The sequence below is a fragment of the Cellulosimicrobium sp. NPDC057127 genome (assembly GCF_042670945.1).
Lineage (GTDB): Bacteria > Actinomycetota > Actinomycetes > Actinomycetales > Cellulomonadaceae > Cellulosimicrobium.
Genome location: NZ_JBHUUP010000004.1, coordinates 252,662 through 268,684, shown reverse-complemented (window position 1 = coordinate 268,684; position 16,023 = coordinate 252,662). Strand labels below are relative to the sequence as shown.

The 16,023-nt window shown below is 75.0% G+C and carries 15 protein-coding genes and 1 riboswitch; of the genes, 8 read left to right on the top strand and 7 right to left on the bottom strand.

Annotated features, from left to right (window positions below):
* Positions 1-51: 51 nt before the first annotated feature.
* Entirely contained in the window at positions 52-558 is a 507-nt protein-coding gene (locus tag ACFTZA_RS06215) for an FBP domain-containing protein (protein ID WP_378191911.1), read from the bottom strand.
* 435 nt (positions 559-993) lie between these two features.
* Positions 994-1,386: a VOC family protein gene (locus tag ACFTZA_RS06210; RefSeq protein ID WP_378191909.1), complete on the bottom strand. Its 393-nt coding sequence runs from the start codon at positions 1,384-1,386 to the stop codon at positions 994-996.
* 96 nt (positions 1,387-1,482) lie between these two features.
* Here ACFTZA_RS06210 and ACFTZA_RS06205 point away from each other — a divergent pair, with 96 nt between their 5' ends.
* Positions 1,483-1,737: a hypothetical protein gene (locus tag ACFTZA_RS06205; protein ID WP_378191908.1), complete on the top strand. Its 255-nt coding sequence runs from the start codon at positions 1,483-1,485 to the stop codon at positions 1,735-1,737.
* An 89-nt stretch (positions 1,738-1,826) separates the two neighbouring features.
* On the opposite strand, the gene metE is transcribed toward ACFTZA_RS06205, so the two are convergent.
* Positions 1,827-4,370 (bottom strand): 5-methyltetrahydropteroyltriglutamate--homocysteine S-methyltransferase, encoded by a 2,544-nt coding sequence (metE, locus tag ACFTZA_RS06200; RefSeq protein WP_378191906.1) that lies wholly within the window; start codon positions 4,368-4,370, stop codon positions 1,827-1,829.
* Positions 4,371-4,402: 32 nt separating this feature from the next.
* A complete protein-coding gene (locus tag ACFTZA_RS06195) occupies positions 4,403-5,461 on the bottom strand; it encodes a methylenetetrahydrofolate reductase (RefSeq protein ID WP_378191904.1) in 1,059 nt (352 codons plus the stop codon).
* A gap of 4 nt (positions 5,462-5,465) precedes the next feature.
* A riboswitch (SAM riboswitch) is annotated at positions 5,466-5,568 on the bottom strand.
* Positions 5,569-5,760: 192 nt separating this feature from the next.
* Between ACFTZA_RS06195 and ACFTZA_RS06190 the strand changes: the two genes are divergently transcribed.
* Genes ACFTZA_RS06190 through ACFTZA_RS06180 form a run of 3 tightly spaced genes read left to right on the top strand, consistent with a single transcriptional unit; the run spans position 5,761 to position 10,094 of the window.
* Complete coding sequence (locus tag ACFTZA_RS06190; protein WP_378191902.1) at positions 5,761-8,514, top strand: hypothetical protein; 2,754 nt, start codon at positions 5,761-5,763, stop codon at positions 8,512-8,514.
* 23 nt (positions 8,515-8,537) lie between these two features.
* Positions 8,538-9,176, top strand: coding sequence for a hypothetical protein (locus ACFTZA_RS06185; protein ID WP_378191900.1), 639 nt, complete (start codon positions 8,538-8,540; stop codon positions 9,174-9,176).
* An 18-nt stretch (positions 9,177-9,194) separates the two neighbouring features.
* Complete coding sequence (locus ACFTZA_RS06180; RefSeq protein ID WP_378191898.1) at positions 9,195-10,094, top strand: SRPBCC domain-containing protein; 900 nt, start codon at positions 9,195-9,197, stop codon at positions 10,092-10,094.
* Here ACFTZA_RS06180 and ACFTZA_RS06175 read toward each other — a convergent pair.
* Complete coding sequence (locus ACFTZA_RS06175) at positions 10,082-10,915, bottom strand: alpha/beta fold hydrolase (RefSeq protein ID WP_378191896.1); 834 nt, start codon at positions 10,913-10,915, stop codon at positions 10,082-10,084. The two genes, ACFTZA_RS06180 and ACFTZA_RS06175, sit on opposite strands and share 13 nt — an antisense overlap.
* A 110-nt stretch (positions 10,916-11,025) precedes the next feature.
* On the opposite strand from ACFTZA_RS06175, the gene ACFTZA_RS06170 reads away from it, so the two are divergent.
* Positions 11,026-12,324, top strand: a complete 1,299-nt coding sequence (locus ACFTZA_RS06170) for an NYN domain-containing protein (protein ID WP_378191894.1) — start codon at positions 11,026-11,028, stop codon at positions 12,322-12,324.
* A gap of 45 nt (positions 12,325-12,369) precedes the next feature.
* Here ACFTZA_RS06170 and ACFTZA_RS06165 read toward each other — a convergent pair whose 3' ends face one another.
* On the bottom strand, positions 12,370-13,212 hold the full coding sequence (locus tag ACFTZA_RS06165; protein WP_378191892.1) for an alpha/beta fold hydrolase: 843 nt from the start codon (positions 13,210-13,212) through the stop codon (positions 12,370-12,372).
* Positions 13,213-13,326: 114 nt separating this feature from the next.
* On the opposite strand from ACFTZA_RS06165, the gene ACFTZA_RS06160 reads away from it, so the two are divergent.
* On the top strand, positions 13,327-13,890 hold the full coding sequence (locus ACFTZA_RS06160) for a TetR/AcrR family transcriptional regulator (protein WP_378191890.1): 564 nt from the start codon (positions 13,327-13,329) through the stop codon (positions 13,888-13,890).
* A gap of 85 nt (positions 13,891-13,975) precedes the next feature.
* On the top strand, positions 13,976-14,881 hold the full coding sequence (locus ACFTZA_RS06155) for an NAD(P)-dependent oxidoreductase (RefSeq protein ID WP_378191888.1): 906 nt from the start codon (positions 13,976-13,978) through the stop codon (positions 14,879-14,881).
* On the opposite strand, the gene ACFTZA_RS06150 is transcribed toward ACFTZA_RS06155, so the two are convergent.
* Complete coding sequence (locus tag ACFTZA_RS06150) at positions 14,779-15,645, bottom strand: AraC family transcriptional regulator (protein ID WP_378191886.1); 867 nt, start codon at positions 15,643-15,645, stop codon at positions 14,779-14,781. The genes ACFTZA_RS06155 and ACFTZA_RS06150 overlap by 103 nt on opposite strands.
* A 38-nt stretch (positions 15,646-15,683) precedes the next feature.
* Between ACFTZA_RS06150 and ACFTZA_RS06145 the strand changes: the two genes are divergently transcribed.
* The gene (locus ACFTZA_RS06145; RefSeq protein WP_378191884.1) at positions 15,684-16,013 is read left to right on the top strand and encodes a cupin domain-containing protein; all 330 of its coding nucleotides are present in this window, start codon (positions 15,684-15,686) and stop codon (positions 16,011-16,013) included.
* Positions 16,014-16,023 lie beyond the last annotated feature (10 nt).

Here is a 16,023-nt window from a genome sequence, read left to right as displayed (position 1 = left end):
GAGGTAGAGCCCTGGGGGCTCTACCTCGGCGCCGGAGGCTCTATCTCGCGGTCAGGCGTCGCGGAGGACCTCGGCGACGAAGCGGGAGGAGCGTTCGCGCAGGCCGTCGACGCGGAGCTCGACGATCGTGTCGCGCATCGAGTCGTCGTCGCCGAGCTCGGTGCGGGTCGGGGTGCGGCGCACGTTCGCGGAGCAGCGGAAGTCGGTGCAGATGAGCGTGCCGACGGTGTTGCCGCGACGGCCGGACGCCCCGGCACGCCGTGCGACGTACAGGCTCACGTCGTCGGTCACGACGACGTCCTCGCACCACGCGCACAGCGCGCGACGGCGCCTGCCGCCCGACTTCGCGTCCGTGGAGCGCAGCAGGACGCCGACGGGCTCGCCGTCGAGCGGGACGACGGCGTACGCGGACAGCGGCGCCTTGCGGTCGCGCCACCCGAGGTAGTCCAGCCGCTCCCAGTCGAGGGCGTCGAGGTCGGGCAGCGTCGCCTGGGCGGCCTCACGGCGGGAGGCGTTCACGAAGGACGCGCGGATCTGCTTCTCGGTCAAGGGGTTCATGAGGTGCTCGGCTTCCGGGTCGGTCGGGGCCGCCGTCGGCGCGGGACGACGAGCGCCGGCGGTCCGCGCGCGGACGACCGCACGCGGGCACGACGGCGCGCGGTCGCGACGCGAGCAGAGCGCAGCGCTCAGCAGGGGCGACGGGCGGCGTGGCAGCGGGTGTGCCGCGCGGGGTCGACGACGCGGGCCGGCCGCGGTCAGCGGCCGGCGGGGGAGGACGACGGTGCGCGGCGCGCAGGGTCGCCCGAGCAGGCCGTGGCGGCCACCTCGCACCCTGCGGCGATCTGCATCCGCTGACTCCTCGCTCCGGACCGCCCTGCGACACGCTCACCTGCGTGACGGGACGGGTGGTCGACGTCCGACCGACCTCACCATGGTGCCTCGCGGCGGCGCCGAGGTCCACCGAGATGGTCCACCGAGATGGCGAGGCGACGGTCAGGACGGTGCGCTGCCCAGGCGCACGACGACGATCCGGTGCCCGTCCGGGTCGTGCACGTGCGCGTACCGGTCGCCCGAGCCCGGGTCGGTCTCGGGACCGACGAACGGCTCCACGCCGAGGGTGGCCAGCCGGTCGAGCGTCGCGTCGACGTCGTCCACGTAGAGGACGAGGTTGGGCAGGCCGTGCCGCACGAGGGGCGCCGCGCCGTCGGGCAGGGGGACGAGCCAGAGCCCCGGTTCGTCGACGCGCCCCGGGCCGACGTGCAGGAGCGGGAAGCCGTCCGTCTCGCCGCGGAACAGGGTGCCGAAGCCGAAGCCGTCCGCCCAGAACGCCGCGCTCGCGTCCAGGTCGTGGCAGAGCAGGACCGTGCGGCCGATCGTCGTCGTCATGCGCCCCGAGCGTAGCGACCGCGCCCGACGCCGGTACCGTGGGACCTACCGGGCGTGCACCGCACGTCTGACGGAACGTAGCGAGGAGCCAGTCCCATGACGACGACCAGCGAGCAGGCCGCCCACAGCCCCCTCCCCACCGGGACCGAGGGCCGTGACATCCCCGGCCACGCCGGTGCGGTGCTGCGCTTCGTCCTGACCTTCGCGCTCTTCGTCGGCGGGCTCGTGCTCATGGGCGCGGGCGCGTCGGACGCGGGCGCCGCCGCCCCGTGGCTCTTCGTGGGCGGCATCGCGTCGGCGACGCTCGCCTTCATGATCCCGATGATGGGCACCGGCTCGACCGAGCGCTGACCCGCGGATCACCGCGCCGCGGCGGTGAGCGCGACCGCGCGGCCGTGCCGAGGTCCTGACCCCCGGCACGGCCGCGCGCCGCGGACGGTCTACGCCGGGAGGGTGGCGCGCACCGCCCGTGCCGCCGCGACGAGGTGCTCGAGCGACGGCACCGTCTCCTCGTAGCGGCGCGTCTTCAGCCCGCAGTCCGGGTTGACCCACACGACGCGCGGGTCGATGGACCTCACCGCGAGCCCGAGGAGCTCCGTGACCTCCTCCACCGACGGCACGCGCGGGCTGTGGATGTCGTACACGCCCGGCCCGATCCCGCGGTGGTACCCGGCCGCGGCGAGCTCGGGCACGATCTCCATGCGGGACCGCGCGGCCTCGACCGACGTCACGTCGGCGTCGAGGCCGTCGATCGCGTCGACGACCTCGCCGAACTCCGAGTAGCACAGATGGGTGTGGACCTGCGTCGCCACGTCCACGCCCGACGTCGCGAGCCGGAACGAGCCCACGGCCCAGTCGAGGTACGCCGGCTGGTCCGCGCGCCGGAGGGGCAGCAGCTCGCGCAGCGCCGGCTCGTCGACCTGCACGACCCCGATCCCCGCGGCCTCCAGGTCGGCGATCTCGTCGCGCAGCGCGAGCCCGACCTGGACCGCGGTGTCGCCGAGCGGCTGGTCGTCGCGCACGAACGACCACGCGAGGATCGTCACCGGGCCGGTGAGCATGCCCTTGACGGGCTTGTCGGTGAGCGACGCCGTGTACGCCGACCACTCGACGGTGATGGGCTCCGGGCGCACGACGTCGCCCCACAGGACCGGCGGACGCACGCAGCGCGACCCGTACGACTGCACCCAGCCGTTCGCGGTGACGGCGAACCCGTCGAGGTGCTCGGCGAAGTACTGGACCATGTCGTTGCGCTCCGGCTCGCCGTGCACGAGCACGTCGAGGCCCAGCTCCTCCTGCAGCGCGACGACGCGCGCCACCTCCTCGCGCATGGCTGCCGTGTAGTCGGCGTCGGCGAGCTCGCCCTTCGTCCACTGCGCCCGGGCGCGGCGGATCTCCGGGGTCTGCGGGAACGAGCCGATGGTCGTCGTGGGCAGGGGCGGCAGGGCGAGGCGCCCGGCCTGGGCGGCGGCGCGCTCGGCGTACGGCTCGCGCGCGACGTCCGCGTCCGTCAGCGCGGCCGCCCGCTCGCGCACGGCCGGCACGACGACGCCGGTCGCCGTCGCGCGGGACGCGACGGCCGCGCTCGACGCGGCCAGCTCCTCGGCCACGGCGTCGCGCCCCGCGGTGAGCGCACGGGCGAGCGTCGCGACCTCGCCCACCTTCTGGTCGGCGAACGCGAGCCACTCGCGCAGGCGCGGGTCCAGCGCGGTGCGCGGCGCGCCCGGCGTCCCCGGCTCGGCGAACGTCTCGTCCTCGACGTCGTGCGGCACGTGCAGGAGCGACGTCGAGGTCCCGACGGCGAGCGCGCCGGCCCCGAGGCCGCGCACGGCGTCCACCACCTCGAGCCGCGCGGCCAGGTCCGCGCGCCAGACGTTGTGGCCGTCGACCACGCCCGCGACGAGCGTCTTCGTCGCCAGCCCGGACACGGTGCCGTCCGCGGCGGACCCCGTCGGCACCGCGCCCTTGACGAGGTCGACGGCGATCGCGTCGACGTCGGTCCGCGCAAGCAGGGCGAGCCCGTCCAGCGGCGCCGCACCCGTGCCCGCCCCCGCGTCGTCGGACGCCCGGCCCTGGAGCCCGCCGTACGGCGCGGCGACGAGGATCGCCGGGCGCACCCCGCCCGCCGAACCCGGGCTTGTGTGGCTCCCGGCGGCCTGCGTGCCGTCCAAGCCGGGGTTCGGCACAGGGCGGAGATCGGTCGCGAGCACGCGGTACGCCCGCTCCACCGCCGCGGCGAGGTCGGCGGGCGGCACGCCGACCGTGTCGGTGACGAGCACCGGCTCGTCGAGCTGCACCCACGGCGCGCCGGCCGCGGCGAGCGCGCGCAGCAGGTCGGCGTAGGCGGCGACGACGTCGTCGAGGCGGTCGAGCGGGCGGAACCCGGAGTCCGGGCCCACGGTGTCGTCCACCTTGGCGAGCGCGAGGAAGGTCACGGGCCCGACGACGACCGGCCGGGTCACGACGCCCGCCTCCTTCGCCTCGACGAACTCGCGCACGACGAGGTCGTCGACGAAGCGGACCGGGGTGTCCGGCCCGATCTCGGGGACGAGGTAGTGGTAGTTCGTGTCGAACCACTTGGTCATCTCGAGCGGCGCGTCCTCGCCCTGGCCGCGGGCCACGGTGAAGTAGCCGGACAGATCGAGACGACCGTCCGCGTCGGTGAGCGACGCGAACCGTGACGGGACGGCCCCGAGCGTCGCGACGACGTCGAGCACCTGGTCGTAGAAGGAGAACGAGCCGGGGACGGACGCGTCGTCGGCGTCGAGCCCGAGCTCGACGAGGCGCCGCACGGTCGCGAGGCGCAGCTCGCGTGCCGTGGACTCGAGCTCGTCGGCGCTCGTCCGCCCGGCCCAGAAGGCCTCCACGGCCTTCTTGAGCTCGCGGCGGCGCCCGATGCGCGGGTAGCCGAGGACGGTCCCGGCGGGGAACGGCACGGGCCCGTCGGCCGGGAAGTGGGTAGGGGAGGGTACGGAGACGGTCATGATCGATACCTCTTGCTGGTCCCGGGGACCGGTCAGACGGGGCTGCCGTGCGTGGCGGCGCCCGTCGTGGGCAGGGAGGTGCCGGTGACCCACGGCCCGCTGGCCAGGTCCGGGACGAGCGGGGACGGTACGGCGCCCGAGCTGTTCGGGCTCCCACCGTCGGTCCCGCGCGTCCCGCCGCCGAGGTGGACACCCTCGAGCAGGTCGAGTGCGGCGTGGTGCTTGTTGAACGTGTACACGTGCAGACCGGGGGCGCCGGCGTCGAGGACGCGCTGCGCGAGGTCGACCGAGTACGCGATCCCGTAGGCGTGCTGCGCCTGCGGGTCGGGCAGGGCGTCGAGCGCCTCCAGCAGGTGCCGGGGAGCGGGGACGCCCATGAGCTCCTCGACGCGGCGGAGCCGTCGTGGCTCCGTCGTGGGCAGCAGCCCGGCGAGGATCGGGATCGTCACGCCGGCCGCGCGGGCCTCGGCGACGAAGTCGGTGTACGACGACGCGTCGTAGAACAGCTGGGTGATCGCGAAGCTCGCGCCGGCCTGCTGCTTCTGCCACAGGCGGCGGACCTCCTGGGCGCGCGTCGTGCCGGCGGGCCGGTTGCCGTCGGGGAAGGTCGCGACGGCGATGGTCAGCGGCCGGGCCGCGCCGCGCAGGGCCGACGACGGGTTCGCCGCGCAGCGCGACGCCTCGACCTCGCGCAGCAGGGCGACGAGCTCGATGCTCGAGCGGACGCCGTCCGGCGCGGGCCGCCAGTCGGGCTGGTCCTTCGGCGGGTCGCCGCGTAGCGCGAGGAAGCTGCGCACGCCGGCGTCGAGGAAGTCGGCGATGACCTCCTCGACGTCCTCGCGCGACGCGCCCACGCACGTGAGGTGGGCGATCGGCAGCACGGGCGTGCCCTGGACCAGGCGCGCGATGACCTCGCGCGACGTCGCGCGGTCGGTGCCGGCGGCACCGTAGGTCACGGACACGAAGTCGGGGTGCGTCGCGACGAGCCGGCGCGCCGTCTCCCAGAACTTCGGCGCCGCGTCGGGGCGCCGGGGCGGCATGAGCTCGAACGACACGGTGGGACCGTGCGTGAAGGATGCCTCGTGGACCATAGTCACTCCATCGACCCTGGCGTTAGCACCTTTGTCCTCGGGAGGCTTCCGTCGGCGGGTTGCTGCGGTGTCGTCGAGCCAGGACTCTCGACCGCTCTGGATGGTTGCCCTCGATCGTAGAGGCGATCCGCCATGCGGTCGAGAGCGCCCGCCTGATGAGACGACGTGACGACGGGTGAGATGCGGCAGGCCCGAGTTCCCGCGGGAGCGGGCGCCCTGCCCCCGCTCCCGCGGTCGGCGGGCGTCCTGCCCCCCCACGGGTTACGGTCGGTCCGATCCTGCGACGGAGGTGCCGACCCGTGCCGAACCGCTCGTCCCGCGCCCCGCGCGCGTCACGTCCGATCGTCGTCCTCGGAGCAGCGCTGCTCGCCGTCGCGCTCCTCGTCGCACTCGTCGTGCCCGCCGGCAGGTCCGCGGCCGCGCAGGTCGAGACGGGACGCCTCTCGCTGTTCAAGCGGATCGAGAACCTCGACACCGGCTCGTCCGAGGGCCGGCGCGAGCTGTGGACGATGCACGCGCGGAACCTCGACACCGGGCAGGTGATCGAGGGGGACGGGCTCAACGGCGTCCAGTCCCTCGAGGTGCCGGCGGGGACTTACCGCATCTGGGAGTCCGGCGGCGTCGACGGCTACCGGTTCCAGAGCTGGAGCTGCGGGGGCGACGACATCCTCGACCCGACGCCCGAGGTCGTCGTCCCCCCGGGCGGCACGCTGACCTGCACGGTCGACAACGAGGCGATCTTCCCGACGCTCACGCTCGTCAAGGACGTCGTGGGCGGGACGGCGTCGCCCGAGGACTGGACCCTGCGCGCGCAGGGGCCCTCCGCGATCGCGGGTCCCTCGGGCTCCGACGCCGTGACGCGCCAGGAGGTCCGCATCGGGCAGTACACGCTCTCCGAGGAGGGCGGTCCCGACGGCTACCGCAGCGACGGGTGGGCGTGCGACGGCGCCGACCTCGCCGGCGACGTCGTGACGATCGACCTCGCGGCCTCGGTGACGTGCACGGTGACGAACGTCGGACCGGTCGCGCCGACCGCGCCGACGCTGACCCTGGTCAAGGACGTCGTCGGGGGCCCGGCGTCCCCGGGGGACTGGACGCTCGCCGCGGCCGGCCCGCAGACGCTCTCCGGGACGACGGGCTCGGCCGACGTCACGGCCGTCGAGGTCGCGACCGGGACGTACGCGCTGACGGAGGACGGCCCGCCCGGGTACGACGTCGCGTGGGCGTGCACGGGGGCGGCCGCCGGCGACGGCTCGGGAGGCGCGGTCACGGTCGCCGAGGGCGAGGACGTCGTGTGCACGGCGACGAACACGTGGACCGGCGCGACGCTCACGCTCGCCAAGCTGCTCGAGGGCGAGCGGTTCGCCGTGCCGGAGCACTGGACGCTCACCGCGACCGGCGCGGCGACGACGGTCAGCGGGCCGTCCGGGTCGGACGCCGTCACGGACGCGTACGTCCCCGCGGGTGACTACACGCTCGCCGAGGACGGCTGGAGCGGCTTCGCCGCCGGTCCGTGGGAGTGCACGGGCGCGACGGTGACGGGCGACGTCGTCGCCGTGCCCGAGGGCGGCGACGTCACGTGCACGATCACCAACACGCCGCTGCCGTCCCTGCTCACGCTCGTCAAGGAGGTCGACGGCGGGCCCGCGGCCCCGGAGGACTGGACGCTGTCGGCGACCGGGCCGGGACCGGACGGGGCCGACGCGACGATCTCGGGGCCGTCCGGCAGCACCGCGGTGACCCAGGTCGACGTCGGCGAGGGCGTGCACGCGCTCGCCGAGTCCGGAGGACCGCCGGGCTACGAGCAGGGCGCGTGGGAGTGCGTCGGCGGGCTGCTCCAGGCGGGGGCGAACGTCGTCGTCGGTCCGGACGAGGACGTCGTGTGCACGGTGACCAACACCTACGTCGAGGCGACGCTCACGCTCGGCAAGGTCGTGGTCGGAGGCTCCCCCGACCCGGCCGCGTGGACGCTCAGCGCGAGGTCCGCGGACGACGTCGCCGTCCTCGAGGGACCGGCCGGCAGCGACGCCGTCACGTCCGTCCCCGTCCCGACGGGCAGCTACGACCTCGCCGAGACGGGCGGGTTCGGCGGCTACGTCTCCGAGGGGTGGACGTGCGACGGCGGGACGCTCGACGGGTCCACCGTGACGCTCGTGCCCGGCGACGACGTCACGTGCGTCGTGACGAACCGTGCCGAGACACCGCACCTCACGCTCGTCAAGGAGCTCGACGACCGCGGCTACACCGGCGACGCGCAGCCGACCGACTGGACGCTCGGCGCCACGGGCGAAGGCCGCACCATCGCAGGGGTGACGGGCAGCCCGGAGGTGTCGCACGTCGCGGTCGAGCCCGGCCGCTACGTGCTCACCGAGTCGGGCGGGCCGGACGGCTGGACCGCGCTGCGCTGGTCGTGCGACGACGCGCGCGTCGTGCGCTCGCTGTCGACGACGGTCCCGGGCACCGCGGTCTCCACGGTCGTCGTCGAGCCGGGCGACGACGTCACGTGCACCGTGACGAACCACTGGCAGGCGGGCACCCTCACCCTGCACAAGGCCGTCGTGGACGACGCCGCACCCGCCGACGACTGGGAGCTCACCGCTGCGGGCCCCAGCCCGGTCTCCGGGTTCGACGGCAGCCCCGACGTCACCGCGGTCCCCGTCGCCGAGGGCACGTACGACCTGTCGGAGACCGGCGGCGCCGTCGACTACACGGCGGGGGACTGGGTGTGCGACGGCGGGGAGCTCGTCGACGCCGACACCGTCCAGGTGGACGACGGCGCCGCCGTCGTGTGCACGGTGACGAACACCGTGGTCCAGCCCCCGCCGACGCCCACCCCGACCGACCCGACGACGCCGCCGACGGACGGCCCGACCCCGGACGACCCGGGCACCGGCACGGACGACGGGCCGGGTGGCACGGAGGACGGCGCGGACGACGGCGGGACGGGCGCCATGGCCGCGACCGGCGCGAGCGTCGCCGCGCTCGTCGCGGCCGCGTTCGCGGCGCTCGCGGTCGGCGCCGTGCTCCTCGCCCTGCGCCGGCGAGCGGGCTGAGGGCCGGCGACGTGGGCGGCGACGTGGCCGAGGACGACGCACCTCCGCGCCGCAGGTCGCTGCGCGAGACCGTCACGGTCGTCGTGCTGTCGGTCTCCGCGGTGCTGACCGCCTGGAGCGGCTTCGAGGCGAGCAAGTGGGGCGGGGAGATGTCGATCGCCTTCTCGCGGGCCTCGTCGCAGCGCATCGAGGCGGCGCGCGAGGCCGCGACAGCGGACGCCGCCCGGGCGGTGGACCTCCAGGTCTTCAGCCTGTGGCTCGAGGCGTACGCGACGGACGACACCGAGCTCGAGGAGTTCACCCGCGCACGGTTCACGGACCACTTCGCCCCCGCGTTCGAGGAGTGGACGGCGCAGCGGCCGCTGCAGAACCCCGACGCGGCGCGCAGCCCGTTCGCGCTCGACGCGTACGTCCCGCCCGGGGAGGTGGAAGCCGCGGAGGCCGACGCCCGGGCGGACGCCTACTTCGCCCAGGCGCTCGTCAACAACCAGCGCGGCGACGACTACACCCTGGTCACCGTGCTGTTCGCGCTCGTCCTGTTCTTCGGCGCGTTCGCAGGGCGGTTCCGCTCCGAGCGCGCGTCGTGGACGATGGTGGGGGCGGCGTGCGTGCTGCTCGTCGTGGGCGTCGGCTTCCTGCTCGCCTTCCCGAAGATCCTCTGACCTGCGCGAGGAGGCGCGATGGAGCGCACGACCACCGACCCCGGCGACCTCGTCGCGTCGGTGCCCGACCGGTTCCGGGACGACGTGGCCCGGCTCGACGCGGAGATCTCGCGCGTCATGGCCGGCCACTCGCGGGTCCTGTGGGAGGGGGTGTTCTGGGGCGGCACCGCGCAGCGGATCATCGGCTACGGCGACCTCGTGCAGCAGCGGTCGCGCGGCGAGCCCGTCGAGTGGTTCGTCGTCGGGCTCGCGGCGCAGCAGGAGCACGTGAGCCTCTACGTCAACGCGGTCGAGGACGGGCGGTACCTCGCGGAGACGTACGGGCCGGAGCTCGGGGACGTGAAGGTCGGCAAGGCAGCGGTGACGTTCCGGTCGCTCGACCGCGTGGACCTCGACGCGCTCCTGCGGCTCGTCGCGCGGGCGGCCGCCCAGGTCGACCCGACGCCGCAGCCGACCGGCGAGCTCGAGGTGGCGGACGACGGCGCGCGCGACCTCGTCCTGCGCCGCAGGTTCCGCGCGTCCGCCGCGGACCTGTGGCCGGACGTCGCGGAGCCGGCAGGCCTCGCGCGCTGGTACGGCGTGGTCGAGGGCGACCCGCGCGCGGGCACGACCGTCCGCCTGCGCATGACGGCCGAGGACGGCGAGCCGGTCGACGAGGCGAACGTGCTCGCGTGCGACCCGCCGCGCTCGTTCTCCGTCGACCAGGGCGGCTGGCGCGTGTCCGTCGCGCTCACGCCGCGCCGCGGCCGCACGACCGAGCTCGAGCTGCGTCACCGGCTCGGCCCCGAGGACGACCCGGGCGACATCGGGCCCGGGTGGGAGTACTACCTCGATCGGCTCACGGCCGCGCGCGGCGGCCCACCGGCCAAGCCGTTCGACACGTACGTCGAGACGCTGCGCGGGCACTACTCGGCGTGACCCACGGGCCCGTCGCCTGCGGCGCGGACCCTGCGGACGAACCGGACGAGCTCGTCCGCCATCGCGTCCGGCTCCCAGGTGTGCTGCGCCCCCGCGACGGCGCGCGACGCGCCGTGCGGGACCGCCGCGGCGATCGCCTCGGCCGCGGGCGGCATCTCCGGGAAGGTGCTGGTCCCGTAGACCGCGAGCACCGGGACGTCGACGCTGCCGAGCGAGCCGTCCTCGAGGGCCGCGGTGGCCCACACGAGCGACTGGCCGTCGGCGCGCTGGCTCGCCGACGCCCGTGCCAGCTGCTCGAAGTCAGGCGACGCCCGCATGCCGTCGAGCCACTCGGGCGGCATGTCCTTCATGTACTGCTCCGTCGCGCCGACGTGGTCGCCCGCGTCCAGCCGGCGCTCGAACTCGTCGATCCACTCCTTCGTCGTCGCGGCGTCGTCGCCGAGCGGAGCCTCCCACAGCACGAGGCCGGTGACGGGCAGCCCCGCGTGGGCGGCGGCGAGCGCGATGGAGCAGCCCGACGAGTGTCCGCACAGGACGGCGCCGTCGCCCGACCCGCCGTCGGCGACGGAGATCGCCGCCGCGACGGCGGCGAGCTCGCGCTCGAGGTCGAGCACGCCGTCGGCCGGGCTCTCGCCGCGCCCGAGCCGGTCGAAGACCATGGTCCGCACGCCGCGCTGCGCCACCCGCTCGGCCGTGCCGGTGGTCACCGGGTCGACCGCGCGGAACGGCCCGGCGCCCGCGACGAACACCAGCCCGGGACCGTCGCCGTACCGGTCGTAGGCGATCGTGTCGCCGCGGCTCGTCATCACGTGCTCCGTCATGGTGCTCCCTCCGATCCGCCCGGCGGACGCCGGGTCGAGGGTGAGACCCGCCGGCGCCGCGCGACTCATCGGCGCAGCAGGTCGGCGGGGCGCCCCCTAGGCTCGGGGGCATGGATCTCGAGGAACGTCTGGCCGTCTTCATCGACTACGAGAACCTCGCGCTCGGCGCGCGCGAGCACCTGGGCGGGATGGCGTTCGACTTCGGGCCGATCGCGGACGCGCTCGCGGTGCGGGGGCGGGTGGTCGTGCGCCGCGCGTACGCCGACTGGTCGTACTTCGACGAGGACCGCCGTTCGCTCACGCGCCACCAGGTCGAGCTCATCGAGATGCCGCAGCGCATGGGTGCGTCGCGCAAGAACGCGGCCGACATCAAGATGGTGGTCGACGCGATCGAGATGGCGTTCGAGCGCGACTACATCTCCACGTTCGTCATGTGCACGGGCGACTCGGACTTCTCCCCGCTCGTGCACAAGCTGCGCGAGCTCAACAAGCGGGTGATCGGCGTCGGTGTCGAGAAGTCGACGTCCCGGCTCCTGCCGCCGGCGTGCGACGAGTTCCTCTTCTACGACCGGCTGGAGGGCGTCGACGTGCCCGACGAGCCGGACGAGGCCCGCGGTGCGTCGCGCCGGCCGTCGGGGCGTCCCGGTGGCGGGGGCAACGCGCCCCGGGGACGGCGCCGCGCGACGTCGGGCACGCCGGAGAAGGCCGCGAAGCCGGAGCCGACGCGCGAGCAGTCGGCGCGCGAGGCGGCTGCGGCGCTCGTCGGGTCGGGCGCGGCGGAGCAGGAGCCCACGACCGGTGACGTCGCGCGCCCGGACGAGGCTGCCGAGGAGGCGTCGGCCGAGGGCGTCGTGCCCACGACCACGCCCGCGGGGGCCGCGCCCGGCGGCCAGGACGACGCGACCGGCGCCGGGTCGGACGACGACGCGCCGGCCGGTGAGGACGTGCCCATGGAGGTGCGGGTCGCGCAGACCCTCGCCGACCTCGAGTCGTCCACGGGCGGCGCGGTCACGGCGTCGGTGCTCAAGCGCACACTGCTGCGCAAGGACCCGACGTTCAGCGAGGCCGACTACGGGTTCCGGACGTTCGGCGAGTTCCTGCGGTTCCTCGCCGACCGGGGCTTCGTGGAGCTCGCCACGGGACCGTCGACCGGCGACCCGGAGGTGGCGCTGCCCGCCCAGAACACCGACTCGACGTTCGAGCTGCTGCGCTCGGTCGTCCAGGACGAGGGCGGCTCGGCGGCGCTGTCGGGGCTCAAGAACGCGATCCGCAAGCGGCGGCCCGACTTCAGCGAGAAGGCGCTCGGCTACCGCGGCTTCCTCCAGTTCTGCAAGGCCGCGCAGTCGGCCGGCGCCGTCGCCCTCGCGTGGGACGACGACGCCGACGACTACCTCGTCACGGTGCCGTGAGGCTCCGCCGCGCCGGGGGTCCGTCCCCCGGCGCGGCAGCCCGCGTCAGCGACCGACGAACCCGAGCAGCGCCTTGTTGACCTCGTCCGCGTGCGTCCACAGCAGGCCGTGGGGAGCGCCCTCGACCTCGACGTACTCGGCGTCCGGCACGAGGTCGCGGAACCGGCGGGCCGTGGCGTCGATCGGCAGGATGTTGTCCTTCGTGCCGTGCAGGATCAACGTCGGCTTCCCGGCCGCGCGGACGGCCTCGACGTCGGCGCGGAAGTCCTCGATCCAGGACGGCACGACGGCGTACGCGGCCACGGGGGCCGACCCGACGGCCGTGTTCCAGCTCGCACGCACGACCTCCTCGCTGATGCGCGTCCCGAGGTTCTCCTCGAGGTTGTAGAAGTCGGAGTAGAACTGCGTGAACCACGCGTAGCGGTCGGTGCGCGCGGACTCGACGATGCCGTCGAACACGGACTGGGGCACGCCCTCGGGGTTGTCGTCGCGCTCGACGAGGAACGGCTCGAGCGAGGCGAGGAACGCGAGCTTGGCGACGCGGTCGTGGCCGTGGTTCTTGACGTACCGGGCGAGCTCGCCCGTGCCCATGGAGAACCCGACGAGGATCACGTCGCGCAGGTCGAGCGTCTCGAGGACGGTGTCGAGGTCCTTGGCGAACGTGTCGTAGTCGTAGCCCGACCCGACCTTGCTCGACCCGCCGAAGCCACGGCGGTCGTACGTGATCACGCGGTGACCGGCGGCGAGGAGCTCGCGCGTCTGCAGCTCCCAGCTGTGGCCGTCGAGCGGGTATCCGTGGATCAGGACGACGGGCTGCCCCGAGCCCTGGTCCTCGTAGTACAGCTCGATGTCGGTGCTGTTCTCCTGGCCGACGGTGATGTACCCCATGGCGTGCTCCCTTGTCCGGAAACCTGGCAGAGAACGGTCGTTCTCCGCGTGGTCGCTACACTAGAGAACGATGGTTCTCCGCGCAAGGGGCCGGGGATGAACGGAAGGTGCACGATGCTCGACGAGACGACGGCGCGCGCCACGGTGACCGCCGCGGCCGACCGGCTCTTCTACGCCCGCGGGGTGCAGTCCGTCGGCATGGACGCGGTGCGCGCCGAGGCGGGCGTGTCGCTCAAGCGCATCTACGCGCTCTTCCCGTCCAAGGAGGACCTCGTCGTCGCCGTCCTCGAGGGCCGGACGCGACAGTGGTCGGACGGCCTCGAACGGTCGGCCGCCACCGCGGCCACGCCGCGGGACCGGGTCCTCGCCGTGTTCGACTTCCTCGACACGTGGTTCCGCGAGGACGGGTTCCGGGGCTGCGCGTTCATCAACTCGTTCGGTGAGCTCGGCGCCACGTCGCCGCGCGTCGCGGACGCCGTGCGCGAGCACAAGGAGTCGTTCCAGCGGTACGTGCTGAGCCTCGTCCGAGACGCCGGCCTGCCGGACGCCGTCGCGCTCCAGGTGGTGCTCCTCGCCGAGGGCGCGCAGACCACGGCGGCGATCACGCACGACGCCGACGTCGCCCGCGAGGCGCGCAGCGCCGCCGCGGCGCTCCTGGCCGCCGCCGTCGCCGCCTGACGCGCACGATCGTTCAAGACCACGCTGTCCGCCGCGCGATAGACCGTCCTCGGCGCACCGTGCGCCGCGGGAGGAGCGGGACGCGATGGGTGGACGGTCGGCGACGGGACTCGTCGGGCTCGGCACGATGGGGGAGCCCGTGGCGCTGCGTCTGCTCGAGGCAGGGACGGATCTCGTCGTCTGGAACCGGACGCCCGGCCGGGCGGACGCCGTCGTCCGGGCCGGCGCGTCGCGCGCGGCCGATCTCGACGAGGTGTTCGCGCGGGCCGCGACCGTGGTGCTCGTCCTCACCGACGAGGACGCCGTCGACGACGTCCTCGGCCGCGGCACGCCCGCCTTCGCCCGGCGCGTGGCCAGGACGACGCTCGTCCAGGTCGGCACGGTCGCGCCCGACTGGTCGGCGAGCCTCGCACGCGACGTGCGCGCCGCCGGTGGCGTCCTCGTCGAGGCACCCGTCTCCGGGTCGCGGGGACCGGCGGAGGACGGTGAGCTCGTCGTCATGCTCGCGGGTGACGACGACGCCGCCCTCGCCAGGGTGGAACGTCTGGTCGCGCCCCTGGCCCGCGCCGTCGTGCGGTGCGGGTCGGTGCCCGCCGCCACGCGCACGAAGATCGCCGTGAACACCTATCTCGTGGGGATGGTGACGGCGCTCGTGGAGGCGTTCCACGTCGCCGAGCGCACCGGTGTGGACCCGCGCGTGCTCGAGCGCGTGCTCGACGCCGGGCCCATGGCCTCGGCGGTGTCGCGCACGAAGGCCGACAAGCTGGTGCGCGAGGACCGCAGCGTCCAGGCGGCGGTCGACGACGCGTGGCGCAACGCGCGGCTCGCCGTCGCCGTCGCGCGCGGCGCCGGTGCCGTGACGCCCGTGCTCGCGGCGGCCGAGGAGGTCTACGGCGCGACGTCGGCCGCAGGCCTCGGGCGCGCGGACATGGTGGCGACGCTGGAGGCGCTGCGGGTCGCGTCCCGCCAGGCGCCCGGCGGCAGGCCGTAGGCGCCGTGGAAGGCCCGGGTCAGATGGCTCTGGTCGGCGAACCCCGCGAGCACCGCGGTCTCGGCGAGCCCGGTACCGGCGTCCAGCAGCGACCGTGCGCGGTCGAGCCGGCGCTGGGTGCGGAACCGGCTCGGGCTCGTGCCGAAGGCCGCACGGAACTGGCGGGCGAGCGACCAGCGGTCGGTGCCCGCGACGCGCTCGAGGTCCGCCGCGGTGTGCGCGGCCGCCGGGTCGTCGGCGAGCCGCACGCGCACGCGCGTCACGGCGGGGAGGTCGATCCGCGGAGGGCGGCGGTCCGCCGGAGCGCGGTCGGCACGCCGCTCGAGCTCGTCGGCGACGGCCGCGACCAGCTCCGCGGACGCGAGGTCGTCGAGCGGCTCGTCGAGACGCGCGAGGTGCGCGGCGAGCCCGGGCAGCGGGTCGCGCACCACCGGGTCGGCCACGAACGGCAGCGGCCGTCCACCGAGCGCCGCCTGCACGAGCGCCGGGTCGACGTAGAGGATGCGGTAGCCGAACCCGTCGTCGGTGCCGGGCGCGCCGTCGTGGGTCTCGTCGGGGTGCAGCACGTGCCACTGACCGGCGAGGCAGTGCCGCAGCCGTCCGCGGTAGCGGAACGTCTGCACCCCGGCGAGCGTCGTGCCGATCGCGTACGTGTCGTGGCGGTGCGGCGAGAAGGCCTCGCCGCGCAGCGCGGCCTCCATCCGCTCGATCCCGGGTGCACCGCCGCCGAACCGCAGCCGCACACCGGTCGCTACCGTGTCCACGCGCCCACGCTAGGCGAGGACGACCCCGAGGAGGAGACGTGCAGGACCTGACGCCCGACCGGACCGCCGCCGTGCCGGAGGCCGCGCGCTACGTCGAGACGCTGCGCGTGCCGGCGATGAGCGTCGGGACGTACGTGATCCCCGCCGGGGGGCACGACCCGCAGGGCCCGCACCGCGAGGACGAGGTCTACGTCGTCCTGGCCGGGCGCGGGCGCCTCTGGACGCCGACCCGCACGGTCGACGCCGTGCCAGGCTCCGTGCTGTTCGTCCCCGTCGGCGAGGAGCACCGGTTCGTCGACGTCGTGGAGGACCTCACCGTCGTCGTGGTGTTCTCCCCGGCCGAGACGCGACCCGGTCCCGCGGCCTGAGCGGCTCCGC